The sequence below is a fragment of the Streptomyces sp. NPDC002467 genome, assembly GCF_042889825.1.
Classification (GTDB): Bacteria; Actinomycetota; Actinomycetes; order Streptomycetales; family Streptomycetaceae; genus Streptomyces.
On record NZ_JBIARJ010000003.1, the window covers coordinates 222,906 to 246,118 of the forward strand.

19 protein-coding genes are annotated in these 23,213 nt (G+C 74.4%); 10 read left to right on the top strand and 9 right to left on the bottom strand.

Annotated elements, in window-relative coordinates; translation table 11 throughout:
* Positions 1 to 73 precede the first annotated feature (73 nt).
* From ACFYYJ_RS07430 to ACFYYJ_RS07440, 3 genes are all read left to right on the top strand, one after another.
* Positions 74 to 709 (top strand): TetR/AcrR family transcriptional regulator, encoded by a 636-nt coding sequence (locus ACFYYJ_RS07430; protein WP_385128236.1) that lies wholly within the window; start codon positions 74 to 76, stop codon positions 707 to 709.
* A 140-nt stretch (positions 710 to 849) separates the two neighbouring features.
* Complete coding sequence (locus ACFYYJ_RS07435) at positions 850 to 2,019, top strand: amidase (RefSeq protein WP_389129522.1); 1,170 nt, start codon at positions 850 to 852, stop codon at positions 2,017 to 2,019.
* A 12-nt stretch (positions 2,020 to 2,031) separates the two neighbouring features.
* Complete coding sequence (locus ACFYYJ_RS07440; protein ID WP_385362787.1) at positions 2,032 to 2,430, top strand: Mth938-like domain-containing protein; 399 nt, start codon at positions 2,032 to 2,034, stop codon at positions 2,428 to 2,430.
* A gap of 68 nt (positions 2,431 to 2,498) precedes the next feature.
* Here ACFYYJ_RS07440 and ACFYYJ_RS07445 read toward each other — a convergent pair whose 3' ends face one another.
* The 4 genes from ACFYYJ_RS07445 to ACFYYJ_RS07460 form a co-directional block, all read right to left on the bottom strand.
* Positions 2,499 to 3,104: a hypothetical protein gene (locus tag ACFYYJ_RS07445; RefSeq protein WP_389129524.1), complete on the bottom strand. Its 606-nt coding sequence runs from the start codon at positions 3,102 to 3,104 to the stop codon at positions 2,499 to 2,501.
* A gap of 256 nt (positions 3,105 to 3,360) precedes the next feature.
* Entirely contained in the window at positions 3,361 to 4,749 is a 1,389-nt protein-coding gene (locus tag ACFYYJ_RS07450; protein ID WP_389129527.1) for an oxygenase MpaB family protein, read from the bottom strand.
* Between the two features lie 531 nt (positions 4,750 to 5,280).
* Positions 5,281 to 5,946 carry a response regulator gene (locus ACFYYJ_RS07455; RefSeq protein ID WP_385128231.1) on the bottom strand — a complete coding sequence of 222 codons (666 nt, stop codon included), beginning with the start codon at positions 5,944 to 5,946 and terminating at the stop codon, positions 5,281 to 5,283.
* On the bottom strand, positions 5,943 to 6,902 hold the full coding sequence (locus ACFYYJ_RS07460) for a sensor histidine kinase (protein ID WP_389129530.1): 960 nt from the start codon (positions 6,900 to 6,902) through the stop codon (positions 5,943 to 5,945). The genes ACFYYJ_RS07455 and ACFYYJ_RS07460 overlap by 4 nt, the downstream gene beginning before the upstream one ends.
* Positions 6,903 to 7,181: 279 nt before the next feature.
* Between ACFYYJ_RS07460 and ACFYYJ_RS07465 the strand changes: the two genes are divergently transcribed.
* Complete coding sequence (locus ACFYYJ_RS07465; protein ID WP_384579528.1) at positions 7,182 to 7,652, top strand: cation:proton antiporter regulatory subunit; 471 nt, start codon at positions 7,182 to 7,184, stop codon at positions 7,650 to 7,652.
* A gap of 5 nt (positions 7,653 to 7,657) precedes the next feature.
* Positions 7,658 to 8,908, top strand: coding sequence for a cation:proton antiporter (locus ACFYYJ_RS07470; RefSeq protein WP_389129534.1), 1,251 nt, complete (start codon positions 7,658 to 7,660; stop codon positions 8,906 to 8,908).
* Here the strand turns inward: ACFYYJ_RS07470 and ACFYYJ_RS07475 are convergent.
* Positions 8,871 to 9,167 (bottom strand): hypothetical protein, encoded by a 297-nt coding sequence (locus ACFYYJ_RS07475; RefSeq protein WP_385124887.1) that lies wholly within the window; start codon positions 9,165 to 9,167, stop codon positions 8,871 to 8,873. The two genes, ACFYYJ_RS07470 and ACFYYJ_RS07475, sit on opposite strands and share 38 nt — an antisense overlap.
* A 256-nt stretch (positions 9,168 to 9,423) precedes the next feature.
* Here ACFYYJ_RS07475 and ACFYYJ_RS07480 point away from each other — a divergent pair, with 256 nt between their 5' ends.
* From ACFYYJ_RS07480 to ACFYYJ_RS07500, 5 genes are all read left to right on the top strand, one after another.
* Complete coding sequence (locus tag ACFYYJ_RS07480; RefSeq protein ID WP_389129537.1) at positions 9,424 to 10,335, top strand: ADP-ribosylglycohydrolase family protein; 912 nt, start codon at positions 9,424 to 9,426, stop codon at positions 10,333 to 10,335.
* Positions 10,336 to 10,508: 173 nt separating this feature from the next.
* Complete coding sequence (locus tag ACFYYJ_RS07485) at positions 10,509 to 11,936, top strand: SWIM zinc finger family protein (RefSeq protein ID WP_385124888.1); 1,428 nt, start codon at positions 10,509 to 10,511, stop codon at positions 11,934 to 11,936.
* Positions 11,933 to 14,614 (top strand): DUF6493 family protein, encoded by a 2,682-nt coding sequence (locus tag ACFYYJ_RS07490; RefSeq protein ID WP_389129541.1) that lies wholly within the window; start codon positions 11,933 to 11,935, stop codon positions 14,612 to 14,614. Before ACFYYJ_RS07485 ends, ACFYYJ_RS07490 begins: the two co-directional genes overlap by 4 nt.
* 151 nt (positions 14,615 to 14,765) lie before the next feature.
* The gene (locus tag ACFYYJ_RS07495) at positions 14,766 to 15,455 is read left to right on the top strand and encodes an esterase/lipase family protein (protein ID WP_385362769.1); all 690 of its coding nucleotides are present in this window, start codon (positions 14,766 to 14,768) and stop codon (positions 15,453 to 15,455) included.
* Positions 15,456 to 15,715: 260 nt separating this feature from the next.
* Positions 15,716 to 16,324, top strand: a complete 609-nt coding sequence (locus ACFYYJ_RS07500; protein WP_385362767.1) for a DNA-binding response regulator — start codon at positions 15,716 to 15,718, stop codon at positions 16,322 to 16,324.
* A 30-nt stretch (positions 16,325 to 16,354) separates the two neighbouring features.
* On the opposite strand, the gene ACFYYJ_RS07505 is transcribed toward ACFYYJ_RS07500, so the two are convergent.
* The 4 genes from ACFYYJ_RS07505 to lanKC all read right to left on the bottom strand — a co-directional run bounded on the left by ACFYYJ_RS07505 (position 16,355) and on the right by lanKC (position 22,895).
* Positions 16,355 to 18,145, bottom strand: a complete 1,791-nt coding sequence (locus ACFYYJ_RS07505) for an ATP-binding cassette domain-containing protein (RefSeq protein ID WP_389129544.1) — start codon at positions 18,143 to 18,145, stop codon at positions 16,355 to 16,357.
* Positions 18,142 to 19,932: an ATP-binding cassette domain-containing protein gene (locus ACFYYJ_RS07510; protein ID WP_389129546.1), complete on the bottom strand. Its 1,791-nt coding sequence runs from the start codon at positions 19,930 to 19,932 to the stop codon at positions 18,142 to 18,144. The genes ACFYYJ_RS07505 and ACFYYJ_RS07510 overlap by 4 nt, the downstream gene beginning before the upstream one ends.
* Positions 19,933 to 20,088: 156 nt before the next feature.
* A complete protein-coding gene (locus ACFYYJ_RS07515; protein ID WP_385364240.1) occupies positions 20,089 to 20,226 on the bottom strand; it encodes a SapB/AmfS family lanthipeptide in 138 nt (45 codons plus the stop codon).
* 62 nt (positions 20,227 to 20,288) lie between these two features.
* Positions 20,289 to 22,895, bottom strand: coding sequence for a class III lanthionine synthetase LanKC (gene lanKC / locus ACFYYJ_RS07520; RefSeq protein ID WP_389129550.1), 2,607 nt, complete (start codon positions 22,893 to 22,895; stop codon positions 20,289 to 20,291).
* Positions 22,896 to 23,213: the final 318 nt, after the last annotated feature.

A 23,213-nucleotide genomic window follows, 5' to 3' on the forward strand; every position in this document is an offset into this window, starting at 1 on the left:
GACGCTTGTCAAGGAAACGGGGTTCGTTAAACTGCCATCGCACAGAGCTCGTTCCGAGGGGGGAAGCAGCCGGATGGCCACGGTCGATCGGCAGGGCGAGCGCATCGCGCGCCGCCAGGTCGACAAGTACGAGGAACGCCGCCGCGAACTCGCCGGTGCCGCGCTCCAGACGCTCTCCGAGCTGGGGTACGCCCGCACGAGCCTGCGCGAGATCGCCCAGAACTCGTCGTTCTCGCACGGCGTGCTGCACTACTACTTCCGCGACAAGGTCGACCTGATCACCTACTGCGTGCGGCAGTACAAGGCCGACTGCGTGCGCCGCTACGACCGGATCGTCACCGACAGCGACACGGCGGGAGAGCTGCGCGCGGGGTTCGCCGCGGGCCTCGCCGAGACGCTGGTGGAGGACGCCGCCATGCACCGGCTCTGGTACGACCTGCGCTCGCAGGCACTGTTCGAGGAGTCGTTCCGCGCGGACGTCCTGGAGATCGACGGGACGCTCCAGGACATGATCTGGCGGATCGTCACCCGCTACGCGGAGCTGTCGGGGACGGAGATCGCCCCGTCACCGGCCGCGACGTACGCCATGCTGGACGGCCTCTTCCAGCAGCAGTTGCTCCACCACCTGGCCGGGGACGAGCACGCCAGGACACGGCTCGCGCAGGACGCCGGGAGCCTGCTGGGGCTGGCGGTGCCGGGGGGAGGCTGAGGCGAGGCCCGGTGGAACAGCCCGTGACGGGGACCGGCGAGGCGCACGGCCCGGCCGGTACGCATGCGCGCCACCACCGAACCCCCGACACCCACGCCCGGCCGCCCACGCCCCGACCCCCCGAGACCGGAAGGGTCCGCATGCTCGACACGCACGCGTACGCACGCCTCTCCGCCACCGACATCGCCGACCTGGTCAACGGCGGCGAGGTCACGGCGGGCGAAGTCGTCGACGCCGCGCTGGCCGTGTGCGCCGAACGCGACGGCGCCCTGCGCGCCTTCACCGCGATGTGGGCCGACTCGGCCAGGGCGCTGGCCGCCGAGGTCGACGCCTCGGTGGCCCGCGGGGCGCTCCTGCCCCTGGCCGGGGTGCCGATCGCGGTCAAGGCGAGCGAGGGCGCCCGTTCCGTACAGAACCGGCGGCTGGTCGCCGCCGGTTGCGTGCCGATCGGAGCGACCTCCGTACCGCGCGCCGGCACCACCCACCAGACCTACGGCTCCACCGACCGCGGCCCGACCCTCAACCCCCTCGACCCCGCCTGGTCCCCGGGCGGATCGTCGGCCGGGTCCGCGGTCGCGGTCGCCGCCGGTATCGTGCCGCTCGCCACCGGATCCGACGGGGCCGGGTCCGTACGCATCCCCGCCGCCTGGTGCGGCGTCGTCGGCTTCAAGCCCACCAACGGCGTCCTGCCCGCCCGCGATCGAGCCGGCCTCAACAGCCCCGGCGTGCTCACCCGCACCCCGGTGGACGCCGCCGCCTACCTCCGCGCCGTCATCCCCGGCGGCCTCGCCACGTCCCCGGCGACCGGGACGCCCCGGGTCGTCTGGACACCCACCCTGGGGTACGCCGACACCGATCCGGACATCGCCGACACCGCCCGCCGCACGCTCGACCGAATCGCATCCGCCGGACTGTGCGGCCTCGTCCGACCTACGGTCCGACTGTGCGACCCGGCGCCGGCCTGGACCGCCCTGCGCGCCGGCACCTCCGACCGGGACACCGATGCGCTGATCCGGGCCAACGCGCGGGCCCTGTCCGAGGCCTTCGAAGAAGCCGACCTCATCGCCACCCCCACCACTCCGCACCCGCCGCACGGCCACGACGGCCCGGGACCGCGCATGAGCGTGGCACTCACCTGGGCCTTCAACCTCTCGGGCCACCCCGCGATCTCCCTGCCCGCCGGGAGGACACCGAACGGCGAGCCGGTCGGCCTCCACCTGATCGCCCGCCACCACGCGGATGCCGCGCTCCTCGACGCCGCCGAAAGATGGCGCTCCACGGCGGCCGAAGGCGAGGCGCCGGCCTGGTGAGATGCTGGGTGCATGACAGAACACGGCTCCTCCGTCCCTCCCGTGCCGCCTTCTCCCCGGGTCACCGCGTTGGAATGGGCGCGGATGGAGGTCGAGGGACTCGCCCCGGCCAAGGACTTCGTGCTGTACCCGGGTGGGGGCCACCCGTGGGACTGGTCCGAGCACGGCACCCGGCACCAGCCCGGGATCCAGCCGGGGGACGTGCGCGAGCTGCTGGAGCGCGGCGCCGAGGTGATCGTTCTCAGCCGAGGCATGGAGCTGCGGCTGGGCACGGACCCTGAGACCCTGCTGCTGCTCCGAGAGGCCGGGGTCGAGGTGCACGTCGAGGGCACGACCGCCGCCGTGGAGCGTTACAACGAACTGGTCGGCGCGGGCCGACGGGTCGGCGGCCTGTTCCACTCGACCTGCTGACGCCGGCCGCGCAGGCGTACCAACCTCCGCCGGAGGGCGGTCGAGCAGGGCCCGGGCGTGGGCGGTGGTCAGGGGCGCAGGCCGGCTTGCCCGAGCGCCACCCGGGACAGGTCGTCGATGACGTGCGCGTCCCCTCGGCGCCAGGCATCGGCGAGTCCCCCCGGCGGAACGGAGACCGCCGCGAGGGCCTTCACCGGCCCGGTCAGGGCGCGCAGGGCGAGCAGGTCGGCACCGCCGGGGGCGTCGAGGAGGCCTTGGACCAGAGCGCTGCGCCGGATCCAACGCACCCGTGGGGGAAGCCACAGCGCCAGCACGAACAGCACCGAGGTGACGATCAGTGCGAACGCGGTGAGGTCGGCGACACGGCCCACCACGTCCTGCATGGACTGCCCGGCATCGGAGAGCCCGTTGCCGGCCTCGGCGGCGGACTGGAGGGGCTTCTTGAGGATGCCCCCGACCAGCGGGACGTTCGAGGCCGCTTCCCCGGCATGGTCGAGGCCGGAGGCCAGGCTGCCACCCGCGTCCTCCACCTTCCGCCCCGGCTCGGCCAGCAGCATGATCCCGTCGCGGACGGCCAGCGCGAACCGCACGGCAGCCGCGATCAGGAGCACCGCGATGAGGTCGGCGAGGATCTGCCGGCAACGACGTGCGCGGGTCTGGGCGTAGAGGCGCATCGGGGTGCTCCTGTTCCGGCGGCATCGAAGGGCGGGACCGGTCTCCAACCGGGTGAGGCGGACATCCGTGACAGCACGCCACGACCCACCACCCGACCGTACGCGGCACCCGCCCCATCCGGGACCCGTGGCACACCGGCGAGCCGAGCGGCCCGGCACACCCCGCTCGGCCCGGACCGGCCGCCGAGTGAATACCGGACATGCGTACGACGCGCCGGTGGTGATCCACCTGTGGACCGGGCCGGGTGGCGGCGGTTCAGGCCCGGCCGAGCAGACCCGCCGCGGCGGTGCTGTCGGCGCGGGCGGTGAAGAACTCGCAGAACGCGGCGACGAACTCCGCCTCCTCTACCCGTCCGTCACCGTCCGAGTCCAACTGCCGGAACCCGTCGTTCAGTTCGGCAGGATGCACCCGGGGTCCCCCGAACAGCTTCCGGTACTCGTCGGCCCCCAGGCAGCCGCTGCCGTCGGCATCGGCGGCACGGAACAGTGCCCGCACCGCCGGTACGAGGCCCTTCTCCAGGTACGCCGGGTCACGGTCCACCCCGGCCAGCATCGCGGACACGAACTCGCCGCAGTCCACGCCCCCGTCGCCGTCGGAGTCGGCCGCCTCCCGGAGCTGGCGCCACCAGCCCTCGAACGCGGAGTAGATCTCGTCCTCCCGCTCGGCCGGCAGTTCGAGCCGCCAGCACATGGCGTGCACCATGGCCTGGAGGTCCGAGGAGTCGACGCGCCCGTTGCCGGTCTGGTCCAGCACCTGGCGGAAGAACGCCCGCAGCCGCGCCGGCCGGGAATCGCCGCCGCTCCGGGCCTTGGGCACCGCCACCCGCGCGGGCGCACCGCTCTCCGACCTGTGCCGGTAGCGCACCCGATCGGGAGCGAGGCTCATGGCATGGCGGAGCCCGTGGTGCAGCGTCCACGACAGCGCGGCGCCGCCGGGCCCGCGCGACGTCCCGAACCTCTCGTGCCAGGCCGGCGGCAGATCACTGACGGTGAGGGCGGCCAGCGCACGGGCGATCACCACCCGCATCAGCGGCCACGCGGGTGCCAGCCGCCCCAACCGACGCGGGACGGGGGCCTGGCGGAGCATCCCGTACAGCATGTCGCGGACCTCGGGCCCGTATTCCAGGACCTCCCGGACCATCCGGTCGACGTACGCCGGGACCTCGGCCGCGCTCGCCGGGAGCACCTCGCCCGGAATGCCGAGGGCGGCGCACACGTCCAGGAACTCGGCGTACAGCACGTCGCGTTCGGCGTTCGACAGCGGATCACCGGACAGCTCGCGCATGGCGGTCATGGATTCGTACAGCGTCACCATCACCCAGCCGCGGACCTCGGGATCCTCGGCGCTGAACGCCCGCCCGGCCGCGTCGGTCCCGCTGATGCGCCGGTGCGTCCGCTGGAGGCGGGCCACTTCCAGGCGCCGCTCCTCGGGCCCCGCGAAGAACAGCCGGCTGCCGCTCTCCATGGTGTGCTCGATCCGCCGCCAGGGGTGGGCGCGGTAGGTGGAGTACCGGTCCATGCCGGCGGCGACGACGGGATGGGCGATCTGCATCACGAGCAACCGCCATGCCACGAGCCCCATGCGCCGCTCGCCGAGGGTCCGCCGCAGCAGGGTCTCGACAGCGGGTAAGGCCACAGAGGTCACAGGAGCTTCCTTTTCTCACAGGGACACCGACACCCCGTACAACGCCCCCGCCCGCTGCCCGTCCCAGCCGAGCCCCGCCCTCCACTCTGACGTGCGTCAGCCCGAACACCCGAACGTCCGAACACTCGAATCCCCGAAAGTCCGAACGCCGGTGAGTCTCTGAGCCGCTCAGCCGCGCAGACCGGTCATTCCATGGGCCGACTGGTGACGAAGACGGTACGCAGGACGATGGCGGCGGAGAGGACCAGCAGGTTGCACCCCATCAGCCCGTACAGGCCGAAGCTTTCGCTCACGCGCGGCCCGCCCTCCATCCCCAGGAGCCGGAGACCCGCGAGGCAACAGCGCGATCAGTTCGTCGCGGGCGGTGTCACGGCGCTCCGCGGTTCCAACCGGTCCATGAGCCGGGCCGAGGCGTACGCACGGGACGCCTGGGGAACCGATCCGAGTACCGCCACCCGAACCGGGTTCTGGGTCGGGGACCTCTTCTGCACGGGACGAGCGGGCAGCGGCGTGGATCCGGGGTGTCCTCGGTTACGGCTCGATCAGGCCGGCCCGGATGGCGTAGCGAGTGAGTTCGAGGCGGTCGCGCAGGCCCAGTTTCTGCAGCAGGTTCGCGCGGTGGCGCTCCACCGTCTTGGGGCTGATGACGAGGAGATCGCCGATCTCCTTCGAGCTGTGGCCCTCGGCGACCAGCTTGAGGATCTCCTCCTCGCGCTCGGTGATGGCCCGCTCCGGCAGCGGGCCGCCGCTCCGCGCGCGATCGAGGTAGCTGCGGATCAGGGTGGTCTCCGCGCCGGGGTAGATGAAGGGCTCGTCGCGCAGCGCGGCGCGGCAGGCTTCGACGAGATCGCGGTCGGCGACGGACTTCAGGACGTAGCCGGAGGCACCGGCGCGCAGGGCTTCGAAGAAGTACTGCTCGTTGTCGTACATGGTCAGCATCAGGATCCGCAGGCCCGGCCGGATGCGGGCGAGTTCGCGGGCGGCCTGGAGGCCGGTCTGGCGGGGCATGGCGATGTCGAGGACGGCGAGGTCGAGGTCGAGGCTGCGGGCCTGGGCGACGGCCTCGGCCCCGTCGGCGGCCTCGGCGACCACCGTCAGGTCCGGTTCGGCGTCGAGGATGAGCCGTACACCGCGGCGTACGAGCGTGTGGTCGTCGGCGAGCAGGATGCGCGCGGGTCCGGCGTCCGGCTGACTCATGGTGTTGCCCCAGGGATGTCGGTGTCGTGGATTTCGAGGCGGACCTCGGTGCCGCCGTGCGGGCCGGGCCCGATGGAGAGGTCGGCGCCGATGAGCAGGGCGCGTTCGCGCATCCCCTGGATGCCGGCGCCCTCGGGTGCGTCCCCGAGGCCGTGTCCGTTGTCGTGGACGAGCAGGCCGACGCCGCCGCCCGGGAGGGGACGCAGGTGGACTTCGACGCGGGTGGCGCCCGAATGGCGGGCGGCGTTGGTCAGGCCCTCCTGGGCGACCCGGTAGAGGACGAGTTCGGCGGCGGGGTCCAAGTGGGGGAGCCCGGGGGTGATGTGGGCGGTGACGCCCAGGCGCGCCGTGGTGAACTCGGCCGCCAGGGAACGCAGGGCGCTGTGCAGGCCGAGTTCCTCCAGGACCCCGGGACGCAGACGGCGGGCGATGCGGCGGATCTCGTCCAGGCTGGCGCGGGTGGTCTCCTGCGCCTGGTGGAGGTCGGTGCGTACGGGTTCCGGGGCGCGGTCGGCGGCGTGCTTGATCTGCAGGAGGACGGCGGTGAGGGTCTGGCCGACCTCGTCGTGCAGTTCCTGGGCGATGCGTTTGCGCTCGGCCTCCAGGGCGGTCAGTACCCGGCCGCTGCTGGTGGCCCGCTCGGCTTCGAGCCGGTCGAGCATGGCGTTGAAGGACCGGGTGAGCGCGGCGATCTCACCGCCCCCCGTGACGGCCGGACGCGTGCCGGGTTTGAGGAGGTCGGCCGTGGCCATGGCCCGGTTCAGCCGGGCGAGCGGGGCCAGACCCACCCGGAGGAGGACCGCGTTGATGACCAGCATCGCGGCCAACCCCGCCAGCAGGACGATCGCCTCGCCGAACCGGACCGGCGTGGAGACCGTGACCGGGCCCAGCAGCAAGGCCACCGCGATCGCGATGACCCCGGCGTTCAGGAGGAAGATCCGCCAGTACAACGACACGGCCACACGCCTTTCCGACCGGTCTCCCGGCATCCGCCACGGCCCTGCCGCCACCTCGTCCCCACCCCCTCTGAACTGCGACGGAGCCCACTTCTCCGCTCCCATCCTCATGCTGCCGGAAGGCTGCCGTCCATCCGTGCCGACACCCATATTTCCGGCACGCGGAAAGTGGCACGATGGCCCCGCCGAGTGGCTTCTCCTGCCCGGGATCGAGCGCCGCCACACCGGCATCACGTACGACAGCGAACACGAGGGGGGACAGCTGTGCCTGCTCCACGGATGAGCACCACACCACTGCCCGGCATCGGGGTCCAGTACGACCTCACCACCCGCGAACACCGCCACCTGTCGGTGGTCGCGCACCGCGACGGCACCCGGACCGTGAACCTCTACCGGGCCGACGACCCCGACGCCTGCGCCCAGTCGCTGCACCTGACGGGCGCCGAGACGGCCTCGCTCATCGACGCGCTGATGCCGGCCCACCACAGCCCGAACGTCCTGCACACCACCGACCTCGGGCTGGTCGCCGAGCGGATCGAGCTCTCCGCCCACTCGTACTGGAACGGCCGGCTGCTGGGGGAGACCCGGATGCGGACGGAGACCGGCGTGTCGATCGTGGCCGTACTGCGCCGCGCGGAGGCCCGGCCCTCGCCCGCGCCGGACTTCCGCCTCGCGGGCGGCGACACCCTCATCGTGATCGGCACCCGCGAGGGCGTCGACGCCGCCGCTTCCATACTCGGACGGGAGTGACGCCCGTGCATTCCGCTGTCTTCCTCATCGAGTTCGGCGCGATCATCCTCGGCCTGGGCCTGCTCGGCCGGGTCGCCGGACGCCTGAAGTTCTCCCCGATCCCGCTCTACCTCCTGGCCGGCCTGGCCTTCGGCACCGGCGGACTGCTGCCCATGGGCGCGAGCGAGGAGTTCGTCGCGATCGGCGCGGAGATCGGCGTCATCCTGCTGCTGCTCATGCTGGGCCTGGAGTACACGGCGTCGGATCTGGTCTCCAACCTCAAGACCCAGTACCCGGCCGGATTGGTCGACTTCGGCCTCAACGCGGTCCCCGGCGCCGTCGCAGCCCTGCTCATGGGCTGGAGCCCGGTCGCCGCCGTCGTGCTGGCCGGAGTCACCTGGATCTCCTCCTCGGGAGTCATCGCCAAGGTCATGGGCGACCTGGGTCGGGTCGGCAACCGCGAGACCCCCGTCATCCTCAGCATCCTGGTCCTCGAAGACCTCGCGATGGCCGTCTACCTGCCGATCATCACCGCCCTCCTCGCCGGCGTGAGCCTGGCCGCGGGCAGCGCGACACTGGCCATCGCCCTCGGCGTGGCCGGCGCCGTCCTGTTCGTCGCGGTCCGCTTCGGGCGCCACATCTCCCGCTTCGTCTCCAGCGACGACCCGGAGAAGCTCCTCCTCGTGGTCCTCGGTCTGACCCTGCTCGTGGCGGGCATCGCCCAGCAGCTGCAAGTCTCCGCCGCCGTCGGCGCGTTCCTCGTCGGGATCGCGCTCTCCGGCGAGGTCGCCGAGGGCACCCACACCCTGCTCAGCCCGCTGCGGGACCTGTTCGCGGCCGTGTTCTTCGTCTTCTTCGGCCTGCACACCGATCCCGCGAGCATCCCGCCGGTCCTGCTGCCCGCGTTCGCCCTGGCCGTGGTCACCGCCGGTACGAAGATCGCGACCGGGTACTGGGCCGCGAAGCGCGCCGGGATCGGGGTCAAGGGGCGCTGGCGGGCGGGCGGCACGCTGGTCGCGCGCGGAGAGTTCTCCATCGTCATCGCGGGCCTCGCGGTCACCGCCGGCATCGAGCCCGCGATGGGTCCGCTCGCCACCGCGTACGTCCTGATCCTCGTGGTGATCGGCCCGCTCACCGCACGTTTCACAGAACCCGCGGCCGCCTGGGTCGCGGGGCGCCGCACTCCGCCGGCCCGTGCCCTGACCGCCGTGCCGTCCCAGCCGGGATCCCCGGAAGAGCTCACGGACCCGGCCCAGGATCCGGCCGGCCGCGCGTGAGTCTCCGGTTGCGTTCCGACCGCGTCGGCCAACGGCGCGGTCGGGCGGGGTCGAAGAGGTTCACGGCCAGCGCGGCCATGATCAGGCCGGCCGCCAGCAGCATCCCGTTGGGCACCATCGCCCCGGTGACGATGGCGGCGAGCGCCGGCAACAGGCCCGTCCAGGCCAGGGCTTGTCGTTGCCCGCGGGTCAAGCGGGGATCGTCGGGTCTCGTCGCGGCCCCGAGGTCGGTGAGCCGCTCGTCGTCGGATTCCGTCATGGCCTTGCCTCCGTTCATCGGTCGGGCGAGGACGAAGATGCCGGTCCGGCGCGCTCGGGGGCGTCAGCGGTGCGGTTCCGCTCACGGGTGCTGCCGTGAGTGGTCGCGCCCCCTGCGGGCCCCGAACGCAGGGTGCTCCTGACTCCACCATTACCCGGCGACCGCGCCCGCTACATCGGGGGCGGCACCCATCTTCAGGAGACCGGCACGGTAAATCGCAGTGCCGGGTGCGCCGGTGCCTTGTGATACTGGCGCGATGATCAAGACACCCCCCGCCGCGTTGGACTCGTTGGCCGGACTCGCCTTCGGTGATGCCTTCGGCGACCGCTGGTTCGGCATACTCCGCCGCGAGGGTCCGGCAGCGCTGGAGGCGCGGATCCTGCCCCCGGAGCCGCTGTGGCAGTGGAGCGACGACACCGCCCAGGCGCTCGTGCTCGTCCGGGAACTCACCGAGGGCGGCGGGACCGTCGACCAGGACCGCCTCGCCCGGCGCCTCGCCGAGGCCTACGCCGACGACACCCACCGCGGCTACGGAGCCTCGATGCACGACGTGCTCCGCCGGATCGGCGCGGGCGAGGACTGGCGCGAGGTGGTCGCCGGACAGTTCGGCGGCCAGGGCTCCTGGGGCAACGGCGCCGCCATGCGAGTGGCCCCCCTCGGCGCCTGGCTCGCCGAGGACCTCGACGCGGTCGCCGAGCAGGCCGCCGGACAGAGCGAGGTCTCGCACCACCACCCCGAAGCCGTCGCCGGGGCGGTGGCGGTCGCCGTGGCCGCGGCGCTGGCCACCCGCAGCCGGGGCGGGGCCGTCCCGGCGAGGCCGGAGTTCCTCCTGGCCGTCGCCGACCGGCTCCCCGTCGGCGACGTCCGGTCCGGGCTGCGGATCGCGGCCCGGATGCCCGACCACACCTCGGTGCGGCACGCGGCGGAAGTCCTGGGATCCGGCTACCGGATGTCCGGGCCCGACACCGTGCCCTACGCGCTCTGGTGCGCGGCGACCCACCTCGACGACCTGCACGAGGGCCTCTGGTCCACCGTCGCCGGGCGCGGGGACATCGACACCACGTGCGCCATCGCGGGCGGGGTGATCGCCGCCCGAACGGGCGTCGCCGCTCTCCCGCCGGCCTGGCACGCGGCCCGTGAGCCGCTGCCGGCAGCCGTGTACGGGTAGGAAACCCGCCCGGGGTCCACTTCGCGGAGTTCGCCGCCACCCGGGTCATCGGCCCGCGCGCACCCACTGTCTGACGTGTTCTCAGGCAACCACGCGACGCGCGCCGCCCGGTACCGCTGAGGGTCGTGGCGGGCCGAACGTCGTTGTCAGTGGTCCCGCTTAGCGTTCCGAACATGACGCGAACCGCACACACCTTCGCCTACGCGGGCTCATCCTCGCTGACCACCGCCGGGACGGGACGGATCCTCGGCCTGGAGACCGCGGGCGGCCTGACGCCGGCCGGTGCCGAGGCCCACCCCCAGTTCTTCACCGGGTTCCTGAACAGCCCTCAGGCCGCCGCCCGCGCCCTGCTCGCGGTCGCCGACGTGGCCGCCGCCCGCTACTACCGGCGGACCCTGCGGGCCTCCCTCGACCCGGTCGTCACGGGCAACGGCGACCGGCTGCGGTTCGAGTCCTTCTCCGGCTGCTGCGGGGTGTACGCCCGCCTCGACGTGCTCCCCGAAGGCCTGGGCGGCGCCGACACCGGTCACGGCACCACCAACGTCGACGTCAACAACCCGCTGCGCGAAGCGCTGTCCCGGCTGACCGGCGACGACCCGCTGCACCTGCGCGTCGGCCCCGACGAGCTGACCGTCACCACCCTGGAAGGCCCGGTCGTCGAGAAGAAGGTGCCGCTGCCCGACCGCTGGCTGCGCGGCTTCGCCGAGTCCCAGGCCATCACCACCGGCTTCGACCTGCGCGCCGAACTCACCGCCGCCGAGGCCGTACGCTTCCTGCGCTCGCTCCCGCGCACCCCTTCGGGCGGGAGCGCCGCCGGCGCCGCCCTCTGGGTGGTGCCCGCGGGCCGTGCGCTGCGCCCCACCACCCGCCCCGTGCCCGGTGCGGTCTGCCTGCCCGGCCCGGACCGGCTCGCCGCCCTCCAGCGGGTCCTGCGCAACGCCACCGGCCTGCGCGTGTACGGCCCCGTGCCCGACGGGGCGGCGCCCACCGCCTCCGCCTGGGAAGTCGGGCTGCCCGGCATGCGGCTCACCCTCACCCTCTCCCCGGAGCCCGACCGCGGGTTCTCCGGCGAGGGCGGCGTGCTCGAAGCCCTCGCCACCGACACGGCGGCCGAGGACGCCGACCTGATCTCCGTGCTGCTGGCCTGGGAACCGCGCATCGACCCGGCCGACCTCGCCGAGCAGTCCGGGCTTCCCGTGGAGCGCGTACGGGCCGCCCTCACGCACCTGGGTACGGCCGGCCGCGTCGGCTACGACCTCGCCGAAGCCGCCTACTTCCACCGCGAACTGCCCTACGACGCCCGCCGCGCGGAACGCCACAACCCGCGCCTGGTCGCCGCCCGGGCCCTGTTGGCGGCGGGCGCGGTCACCCTGGACACCGCCGCGGGCACCGCGGTCGTCGCCTCCGGGGAACGCCGCTACCAGGTCCGCGCAACCGGTGGCGCCCTCAGCTGCACCTGCCAGTGGTGGGCCGACTACCGGGGCCGCCGGGGCCCCTGCAAGCACGCCCTCGCCACCCGCATGGCCCGCCGAGCCGCCACGCACCCGACCACCGAGACCGCCGCCACCACGACCGCCACCCCCGCCGGAGCCGCACGATGAACGCCACCGCCCACCAGACCCCCGCTCCCGCTCCGCAGCCGGACGCTCCCGCTCCGGAGATCCTCGCCGCCGTCCGGGCCGGACGCGTCAACGCCCTGCCGGGGCTGCTGAAGCCCCTGGACCGGCAGCAGCGCCGCGAACTGCTCGCCGAGTTGAAGACGCTGCGCGCCGATCTGCGCTCCCAGGGCTGGGACAACTGGCGGGAACGGGACCTGGCGAGCCGGGGCCTGGTCGTGGCCGGCGCCGCGTGCTCGACCGGCGCGGCGGCCACCGCCTCCTGGATGGCCGCCCGCGACCTGCGCCGCTGGCAGGCGCTCCCGACCGGAGTCCTGCTCGACGTCCTGTCCGACAGAGAGCCCCGCCTGCTCGGCGACCTCGCCCACCGGCTCGCCGCGCGTGCCGCGACCGCCGAGCAGGACTACCGGCTGATCCGCGAGCTCGTCGGGCTCGCCGGGTGCGCGATGCCCACCACCGACGGCTGCCTGGAGGGCTGGGCCTCCTCCCTGCCCTCCCAGCGCATCCCCCTCGTCGACGCCCTGCGCAAGGACCCGTACACCGCCCAACTCGTCCCCTGCCTCTTCGAGACCGCCGAGCCGATCGCCGCGCTCAATTGGCTGGGCGAACCCACCGGCCCGTACCACTGGCCGACCGCGCTCTCCACCCTCACGGAGGAGGGCCTCCTCGACCGCACCGCCCTCCTCGACGGGTGCACGGCCCGTCTGCTGCGCGGCGGCACGGCCCCCCACCTCAAGCCGTACCTCACGATCCTCCAGGCCCTGAACCCGACCGCGCAGGAGGAGCGGGAGCGGGCGGCGGACTGGATCGCGCTGGCCGCCGACGCCCCCTCCGCCGTCGCCGGGCACGCCCAGCAGGTCCTGGCCCGGCTCGCCGCGGCCGGCGGCCTCACCCCCGGCCTGCTCGCCGAGATGTCCTCGACCGTCCTCTTCCGCCCCGAGAAGAAGCTGGTCCGCGCCCAACTGGTCCTGCTGGGGCGGGAACTGGTCCGCGATCCGGCCGCCGCCCGCGAGCTGCTGCCCGTCGTCGGCGAGGCGTTCGGGCACCCCGACACCGACATTCAGGAGCGGGCGCTCAAGCTCGCCGCCGCGCACCTCGTCCCCGACCCGGAGGTGCACGCCGAACTCGCCTTCCAGGCCCACCTGCTGAGTCCCCTGCACCGGTCGCGGGCCGTGGAGCTCCTCGGCCCGGACGCCGCCCCCGCCGCCGACACCACCCCCTACCGGGAGATCCTTCCGCCGCCCCCGGCCCAGGTCCCGCTCGCACCCGCCCCGGAGAGCGTCGAGGAGACCGTGGAGCTGGTCGCCGCCGTGATCAACTCCCGCTCCGCGAGCGTCGAGGAGTACGAACGCGCCCTCGACGGCCTCGTACGGCACGCCCACCGGGACCGGGCGGCCCTCGCGGCGGCACTGCGCCCCGCGCTGGCCGGTCGCTGGTGGCTCGACCCCGTACAGTCCCGCCACTACACCAGTGAGCTGCCCGGTCTCGAACACGTCGCCGCCGCCGTCCTGGACGCACGCCCGGGGAGGCAGGCCCGCCCGTCCGGCGCGCTCGCGTCCTGGCACAGCGAGTGCCACCACCCCGCGTTCCACGTGGCCGCCCACGCCCGTCTGGCCGAAGCGGCACGGTACGTCGCGGACGGGCCGCTGCCCTTCCTGCTCGCGTTCCCGACCCACACGAGCGGTTCCCTGGACCCGCGGACGCTGATCGAGCGCCTCACCGCGTACGCACGGCTCGGCGCGACCCCGGGCCCGGCGGACTTCGCGCAGGCCCTGCTGCGGACCCGCCGCGATCCCACCGCCATCCCGGCGGCTTCGGCCCTGGGCACACCCGAAGGGGACCGGCTCGCGGCGTGGCTCGGCGAGGACGGCCTGCCCGCGGCCGTGACCCGTCGCAACGCGCCGGCCAGGGCCCGCCACTTCGACGTGTGGCCGGAGCACCTCACCCTGGACACCGGGGAACGCCCCACGGTCCTGCGCGGCTTCCCCGAGCCCTTCCGGGCGCTGGGACAGGCGCGTCGCACGGCGACCGGGCGCTGCTGGGACGGTGACGGCGTCGGCGACGCCGCCCTGGTCGCCGCCCTCCCCGAGGACCGGGAGACCCTGGCCGCCTGGTCGCTCACCGCCATCACTTCCTGCGCACTGCACGACGGCCGCGGCGGCACCGCCGTGCTGCCCCTGCTCGCGGCCGCCGGCGGCCCGGCCGGCCCCGCCCTCCACCTCGCCGTCGCCACCGGGCTCGGCGCCCGGCACGCCGAGGACCGGCTCAGGGCCGTCGACGCGCTCCTGGCCCTCGCCGCCCGCGGCGAATTGGACGCCGTGCGCCTCGGCACCGACCTGGGGGAGCAACTGGCCCTGGGCGCGGTCAAGCCCAACCGGCTCGCCGACTCGCTGCGCACCGCCGCCGCGACCGGCGCCTGCACGACCACGTGGGCCGTCCTGGCGGCCGCCCTGCCCGCGCTGCTCACCGGCACCGCCGAGCCGCGCGGCACCGGCGAGCTCCTCGAGATCGCCGCCGACTGCGTGGAACAGTCCCTGGTGACCTCCCCGCACCCGGACGGCCTCGCCGCCGCGGCGGCCCGCGGTGGCCGGTCCCGGCTGGTCACGCAGGCCGTCCGCCTGGGCAAGGCCCTCGACCGGAACGGGGAGTCGGTCGCCGCATGACCCGCGGCCGGGCCCGGCCGCCCCGATACGACCGTCGGCGGAGTCGAACGGCTCCGCCGAAACGTTCCTGGGGTGAACGGTGGCGGCCGGACGGGTGACGGAGCGCGGATCAGGGCCCGGGCGGGGTGGGCGGGCCCGCTACAAACGGGCCGTGAACGCGCCGATGCTCCGCTCGCTCCCCGCCGTCCTGATCGCTCTGGCCGTCTGCGCCGCACCGGCCGCGGCCGTCCCCGCGGCCCCCGCCCCGCCCGACCCGGTCGTCTTCGTACACGGCTGGAACAGCGACGGGGCGGCCTGGAACACCATGGCGGGCCGGTTCCGCGCGGACGGTTGGCCGGCCGACCGCCTCCACCAGTGGAGCTACCCGACCTCGCAGTCCAACGCCACCACCGCCTCGCAGCTCGCCTCCGTCATCGACCGTGTCCTGGCCTCGACCGGTGCTGCCAAGGTGGACGTCGTCACCCATTCGATGGGCGGCCTGTCGTCGCGCTACTACCTCAAGAACCTGGGAGGCGACTCGAAGGTGGACGCGTGGGTCTCCCTCGCGGGCCCCAACCACGGTACGGAGGCGGCCCGTTGGTGCGGCGGAGCCTCATGCGTCGAGATGCGTCCGGGTTCCGCCTTCCTGCGCGCGCTCAACACGGGCGACGAAACGCCCGGACCCACCCGGTACGCCACCTGGTGGTCCGCTTGCGACGCGATCATCAACCCCGCCGGCAGCGTCGCCCTCACCGGTGCGGTCAACACACAGGCCCCGTGCCTGCTGCACACGGCCTTCACCGAGAACGCGGGGGTCTACCGGGAGGTGCGGGACCACATCACCGGGGCGGCGCCACGCTAGGACGTCCGTTCGGTACGGGGTCCGTCCGCTCGCCATGCGCCCGGAATCGGCCCTGCCGCTACGCCTGGACGGCGCATGCGCCGGGCCGCGGAGGCGGTACCCGCAGAGCGTGGCGCAGGTGCGGTGGCCGGAAGGGCCGAGCGCCGGGAGCACGGCGTTCGGCCACGCGCTCCCGTACGCCCTCGGAAAAGACGTTCCTCCCGGATGGTGGCTGGGCACCCGCTTGGATGCCCGGCCACCATCACGTGAGGAGAGCCCCGATGACCAAGGTCCTCGTCCTGCACAGCGTCAGCCTCTTGAGGTCGGCCCTCGCCGCTCTGCTGAGATGCGAAGGCGGCTTCGACGTCACCTCCGCGGGCTGGCGGACCGCCGCCCGCCAGGCCGAGCGCTTACGACCGGACGTGACCGTCGTCGACCTCGACTGTCCGGGCGCGTCGGCCACCCTCGGCGCGGGCGACGGCTCCGCCCGCCGGTTGCCCGAGTCCTCACCCCCGCTGCTGGTGCTCGCCAGGCCGGGCGCGCCCGGCTCGCTGCGGCGAGGCGTCCAGGCCGAGGCCCGCGGCTACGTGGACAAGGACGGCTCGCCGGGCGGGCTGGTCCGGGCGGTCCGCAAGGTCGCGGCCGGCGAGCGGTTCGTCGACGCCTCCTTGGCCCCGGCCCTCCTCGACGCGCGCGCAATGCCGCTGAGCCCGCGCGAGCTGAGCGTGCTGGCCCGGGCGGCGGAGGGCGACTCCATCGCGGAGATCGCGCACGCCCTGCACCTCGCCAGCGGTACCGTCCGCAACTACATGGCCGCCGTCACGCGCAAGACCGGTGCCCGCAACCGGATAGACGCCATACGGATTTCGCGGAAGGCCGGCTGGGTCTGACACGTCGCCGACCGGACGGACTCCGGCCGGTCAGCCCTCGGCGGTCCACATGCCCACGAGTTCACGGTAGAGCGGTGACCGGGCCGGGAGGTCGCCGTGGGTGCCGTGGACCGCGCGCGTCCCGTCGAGTACGAGGACCCGATCGGCCCGGACCGCGGAGGAGATGCGGTGGGCCACGACCACGAGGGTGCCCGGGCGCCGGGCGAGCGCCCGTTCCGCGCGCTCCTCGGTCTGCGGATCGAGATGGCAGGTGGCCTCGTCGAGCAGCAGCAGCGGCGCCGGGGAGAGGTAGGCGGCGGCGAGGGCCAGTTGCTGGCGCTCTCCCTGGGACAGCGCCGCCGGGTCGATCGGTGCGTCCGGGCCCCCCAGTCGGTCCACCAGGCCGTCGATGCCGAGGGCGGCCACGGCGTGTCGGAGCCGTTCGTCCGACACCGGCCCCGGCGACAGGTGGCCGAGGTTCTCGCGGACGGAGCCCGTGAACACGTACGCCTGCTGCGGCAGCAGGGTCCGCCGGGGATCGGGGCCGCGGGCGGGGCCGCCGCGGGCCGGGGCGCCGCCCAACAGCACGGTGCCCCGGTCGGGCGGGAGCAGCCCGGCCAAGAGCGCGGTGAGCGTGGACTTGCCGATACCGCTCGGTCCCACGACGGCGAGGTGTTCCCCCTCGCGCAGGTCGAGGTCGAGGTCGTCGATCACCGGCCGGGCATGGGGACCGTAGGCGAAGCACACCGCGCGCAACTCGGCGGCGAGAACGGGACCTCGGGTCACGAGAACCCGTCGAGCCCCGGGCGGTTCCTCGACCGACGGCAGTGAAGGGCGCCCCGCAGGCGCGTGTGGAGCGGGCTCCGCGCCCTGGGCCGGGCGCGGGAGGCAGAAGCGGTCCAGGACCACCAGGAGCCGGGTGCCCGCGCTCCCCATGGCGCTCATGAGGGCGTCGAGCGCGGGCAGCAGAGACTGGACCAGGTAGGTGAGCGCGGCGGCCAGGGCGCCCGCGCTCAGTCCGTGCCCGATCAGCCAGGGCGCCCCCAACAGCAGGACGACAACGGGCAGTCGGCCGGCCACTCCCAGCGTCAGGGTCCGCAGGGCGGCCCACCGGGCGAGCTGTCGGGTCAGCCGTTCCTGACCGGCGATCAGCCCTTCCAGGCGCCCCCCGGCCTCGGCCCCGCCTCCGCAGGCGACCACGTCCCGCAGTCCCGCCGCGAGCTCTCCGGCCCGCGCCGCCAGGGCCTCGTCGGTGTCCAGTACCCGCCGCTGCACCCGGGCCATGGGGCGCAGGGTCAGGAGGAAGCCCGCCGTCCCCAGCACCAGGGGCGGCAGGACGAACAGCAGCAGCACCGGCGCCAGCGCGGCCATGCCGGCCAGGGCGCCGGCCGCCGTGAACACGAAGGACCGGGCGACGAGGACCAGCCCCGCGAAGGAGTCCCGGGCCATCTCGGTCTGCTGGGTGAGCCGGGAGACGGCCCCCGAGCGGGCGGCCCGCGCCGGGTCGGCTTGGGCGTGCTCCAGCGCCTGCCGCACGGCGCGGCGGACCAGACCGTCCCGCAGCGGTTCGACGAGGTCCGCGAGACCAGCGAAGACCCCCCGCAGCGCCAGTCCGCCCAACAGGGCGCCGGCCGCCGCCACGGCGAGCCAGCCGACGCCGGTGCCGGGCCGGGCGGCGAGGAAGCCGTCGTCGAGGGCTCGCGCCACCGCGTACCCGCCGAGGAAGGTGTGGGCCGATTCCAGCAGGGACCACAGGGCGAGGGTGCCCAGCGTCCGGGCGCGGCCGCGCAGGAACCGCCGTCCCTCGGCGCCGACCCGCCTCCAGGCGTCGTACTCGCTCACCGCACCGCTTCCCGGTCGGCCGGTCCGCCGCCCGGCCCGGGCGGCCCGGCGGTGACGGATTCCCCGCCGGTGGCGAACACCGAGCGGTAGGCCGGGTCCCGCCACAGTTCCGCGTGGGTCCCGGTCGCCCGTACCCGGCCCTCCTCCAGCCATACGACGAGGTCCGCACGGGCGGCCGTCGCGACGCGGTGCGTGACGACGAGTCGGGTCCCGGCCGGCACCTCGTGGACCAGGGCGTGCTCCACCTCGCGGGCGGTCACGGTGTCCAGGCTGGAGGTGGCGTCGTCGAGCACGAGCAGACGCCCACCGTGACAGAACGCCCGGGCCAGTCCCAGGCGTTGGAGCTCACCGCCCGACATCGGGGCCTCGGCGAGCGGCGTCCGGTAGCCCTCGGGCAGGCGGCGTACGAACCCGTCGGCCCCGGCGGCCCGGGCCGCGGCGCGCACGGCGTCCCGTCCGGGCTCCGGCCGCGTCCCGAAGGAGACGGCCGCCCCGACGCTCTCCCCGAACAGCGCCGGCCGGGCGAACGCATGGCCCACCTCCCGGCGCAGCGCGCCGGCGGTGAGCTCTTCGAGCGGGACGCCGTCCAGCAGCACCTGGCCCTCGTCGCAGGCGGTGAGGCGTCCGGCGACGGCGGCCAGCACCGTCTTGCCGGAGCCCGAGCGTCCCACGACCGCGGTGGTTGTGCCGCCGGGGATCCGCAGATCGACGTCGTGCAGGACGACTTTGCCCGCACGCTCGACGCGGACCCCGCGGAGCTCCAGCGCGCCGGGACCGCCGGGAGCGATTTCCCGGGCCCCCTGGAGGAGTTCCGGCAGGTCGAGGAGGACCGCCGTGCGGCGGGCGGCGGCCCTGCCGCGCACCACCGCGGACAGTCGGCCCGTGACGGCGCCGGCGCCGGCCGCGAGGCCCGCGTACCGGACGGCGGCGAGCAGGCCGCCGACGCCGAGCGCCCCGGCTGCCAGGCGGATGCCGCCCACGGCGAGGACCACGTAGAGCAGGAGCGGCATCAGGGTGCCGGTGCGGGCGACGGTCGCGCCGTAGATCCGCCACATCCGCCGGCCCTCACGGCCCAGTTCGGGCAGCGGCGCGAGGATCCGCGAGGCCTCCCGCTCGGCGGTGCCGGCGGCGGCGATGGTGAGGGCGCCGGCCAGGGCCTCGGCGAGACGTCCGGCCATGGCGAGCTGTACCTGCTGGTACCGGCCGACGCTGGCTCCCGAGGCGCGCGCGAACGTCTTCAACAGCATTGCCAGCACGGGAAGTCCGGCCAGGAAGGCCAGGGCGGTCCAGACGTCGACGAGGAACAGGGCCACGAGTCCGCCGAGCGGGGGCAGCAGCGCGGTCGCGGTCGTGGCCACGGCCGCCGGAACGGTGCCGGCGCCGGTGGCGTGGGCCGTGAGACGGGCCGCGACCTCGCCGGGGGAGTGGCGGGCCGCGTGGTGTGGTGCCGTGCGCAGCAGGCCGCCGAGTGCGCGCCGGCGCATCCAGGCGGCGGAGCGGGCGTCGACGCTGCCGGTCAGCCGCGTGGTGGCGGCGTCGAAGAGCACCTCGGCGGCGGTCAACGCCGCGCAGTACAGGGCCCATCGGGTGCCCGAGGGGTCGCGGCGCAGGAGCAGGTCCAGGCAGTGACCGAGGACGGCGGGTTCGGCGAGTGCCGCGCAGGCGGCGGCCAGGGAGCAGCCGAACACGGCGGCGGTGCGGCCGGCGCTGTGCCGCGCGGACGCCTTCACCGCCCGGTCGGCGCCACTGCCGGCTGCCGCCTCACCGGGGCCATCGGTCGGGGTCATCGGCGGCGGCTCCTCTCGTGCCCGGAGTTCCGGGGCGCGCACATGGGGCGCACTCGCACTGGACGCGTGCGCCCGGGACGTGTCTGCCCGGGACGCGTGCGCCCGGGATGAGGTGCGGGCCCGGGCGGATTCCGCCCGGGCCCGCGAGGGACCTGATCAGTTACAGGTCGTGATGCTGAGGCTGCTGTCGCCGCACAGGAGCAGGCTGGCGCGGCTGCCGCCACCGTGCAGGCTCGCGGCCTCGGTGGTCTCGTCCTTGGGGGTTTCCATCGACTGCAGGTCGAGAAGGGTCATGGCTGTTTCCTCTCATTCGCCGGGTGTCGCGATGGGTTACGGCTCCCCGATGGGGGACCGGATCAGAGGGCCGCCGCGGTGCGCGGCGGCGGGAGGAACGGCAGGCAGATCCGCCCGCCGGTCGCTGCACTGCCGAGGGCGAGGAGCACGCCGGCGGTGCCGGTGGAAAGGTCCATGGACAGGCGCATCATCTGCTCGCCGGGGAAGGCGAGTCGCCCCTGGTACGGGAGCGCGTGGCGGGCCAGCGCCTCGATCTGCCGGGCGATGTCCTCGGAGCGGGTGCCGGGGCCGGGCGTGGTGGTCCGGGACAGGTAAAGGATCATGCCGGCGGCACCGCGGAAGAGACCGGGCTGCGCGTAGAAGGTGGCCTGGGCCGCCTGGACGATCCGGGTCCGCGACTTCTCGAACCGGTCGTCCGGCGCATGGGCCGGCCAGTCGTCGAGCACCATGCCGATCCCGACACTGCCCGCGCCGAGGTAGGGCATGGTGCGCCAACCTTCGTCCACCTGGAGGGTGCCGAAGGCGCTGGTCACGCAGTGGTCCAGGTCTCGGTGCAGGAGGCGCGCGGCTCGCCGGAGCAGTTCCGGGTCGCCGGTGCGCGCGTACAGACGCAGGTGGAGCAGCGCGATCCCGCTGTGCCCGTGGAGCAGCCCCGTGCGCTTCAGCCCGGGGGCCGCCTCGGCGGCCAGGTCCGCGCAGTGCAGGGCCGCGGTGTGCAGGGCGCTCTCACCGGTGGCCGTACCGAGTTCGTCGAGGGCGAGTCCGATGCCCGCCAGACCGCTGTGGAGGTCGGGGCCGGCGGACTGCCACGGCTGATCCAGGAGACGGTCGACGAGTGCCATCGCGCGATCGCGGTGACCGAGCCGGGCGTGGGTCCAGGCCAGTCCGGCGAGGCCGTCGTAGAAACCCGGCGGAGTGCCGGAGCCCGGGGCCTTCGTACGGGCGAGCAGCCATTCCTCGGCCTCGGGCCAGGGCGCGGAGCCCGTTTCGGCGAGCGCGTACAGGACGCCGGCGGCTCCGTTGCCGAAGGCGGCTCCGCCACCGGCGGTGGCGAACTGGGCCGGGTCCCCGGGGAAGAGCCGGTCCTCGCGGTCGGGGGTGGCACTGGCGCGGAGGGCGGCCTCCATGGAGGCCCGGGCGGCCGGCCAGTCTCCCGGTTCGACGGGCAGGTAGGGCAGGAGGGGCCCGGTCGGAACGGGGGCCCGCGCGCCGGCGGCAGCGGTTCCGGTCCCGCCTCCGCCTCCGTCCCCGTCTTCGGAGAGGATCTCCCGTACCGCTTCGTCGAGGAACGACCGGGGTACGGGGAACTGCTCGGCGGCGACGTCCGCGAGGTGTGCCGCCTTGGCCCGGTCCATGACGAGCAGGCTGGTCAGCGGCAGGAACAGGGCGAGCCGCAGACAGGCCAGGGCGTACCGGTCGACGGCGAACCCGCGTCGGTCGGGCGGGGCCACGTACGCCGGGTTGGCGACCGTCTGGCGCAGGCCCTCGTCGACGTGCGCGGCGGCCTCGAAGTCGACCAGGGCCACGGAGGGTTCGCCCGTGTCCGGGTCCTCCGCGACCATGATGTTGAAGAGGTGGAGGTCGTTGAAGACGATGCCGCGGGAGTGGACGGCGTCGACGGCGTCCGTCACCCGCGCGTGGATCTTCAGGGCCCAGTCCGTGTAGGCGGCCAGCTCGGCCGGGTCGGGGTCGGCCTCGATCAGGGGATGACGGCGGGCGAAGTAGGTGTTGAGGGGCTTGCCGTCGAGGTACTGGAGCGCCAGGAAGTGGTGGTCCCCGACGGTGAAGCCGCCATGGACGGAGGGGACGCAGTCCAGCCCGTCCAGCTGCTCCAGGGCCCTGCGTTCGCGGTGCAGCCGGGTCACCGCGTCCGCTCCGTCGGCGGCCAGCCCGGCGAACGGGCGGCCTTCCTTGAGGACGACCGGCTCTCCCGTACGGGTGTCGCGTCCCGCGTAGACCCCGCCGCCGTTGGAGAAGTGCAGGGCCCGCTCCACGGTGTACGGGACGCCTTCGAAGGTGACGGCCGCGCGCCTGTCCAGGTGGGGCCGGAGGAAGTCGGGCAGCTCGACCCAGGCGGGCGGCTGGAACACCGGGCCCCGCGCGTCCGGCACCAGACGTCCGTCGGGTGCCTCGATCGCCGGGACCAGCTCGCCGTCCTCGTCGTGGCAGTGCCGCAGGGTGAAGCTGCCGTAGCGCAGGTGCACCGGGCCGTCGTTCCAGCGGAGGTCGCTGAGGATGTACGGGCCGGGCTCGCCGGCCAGCAGCGCGTCCAGGCCCTCGGCGATGCGACGGCACTCGTCCGCGCCGGCGGGGTAGACGGTGAGGAACTTCCCGCTCGCCGCGCGGTCCGCGTACTTGGCGTTGCGCAGGTGCAACAGGTAGCGGCTGGGCACGAACTTGAAGGCGATCCGGCGCTCCACGCAGTAGGCGTGGACCTTGTCGAGGACCGCCTCGGCGTTGTCGAGACCGGCCGAGACGTGGATCTTCCAGCCTTGGGAGGGCAGTCGGAGGTCGAGGGGCCGCAGGGCGAGCCAGTCGCCGCTCCGGTGCGTGGTCCACCCTTCGGGCACGGGGGCCAGGGCCGGCCGGAAGCTCTCGCCGGTCCGCCGGTACGCCGCGTCGTAGAACCATCGGTCGGCGTCGCAGAAGGCCGCGTAGCCCTTGTTCACACCTGCTCCCTCGGTCGGTGACGCGATCAAAAGTGTCACGCTGAGCAGACCCCGCGACAGTCGTGTTTGTCACCGGCCCGACGTGCAGTACGCACGGGTCACTTGACGCCCGAAGCGGCCGCGCCGACCGCCGGCGCCGACCGCCGGTCCGGGGCCGGCCCCGGACCGGCCCCGGCCCGGAACCGCATCGATCCGGTCACCCTGGACGGCCCTCCGCCGAACCTTGTACGCCCGTCACCAGGCCGGGAACCCGGGAGGGCGCGCCACGCCGTGCAGCGCACCGAGCCCGGCAACGCCGTGGGACCTGTACGAACTCCC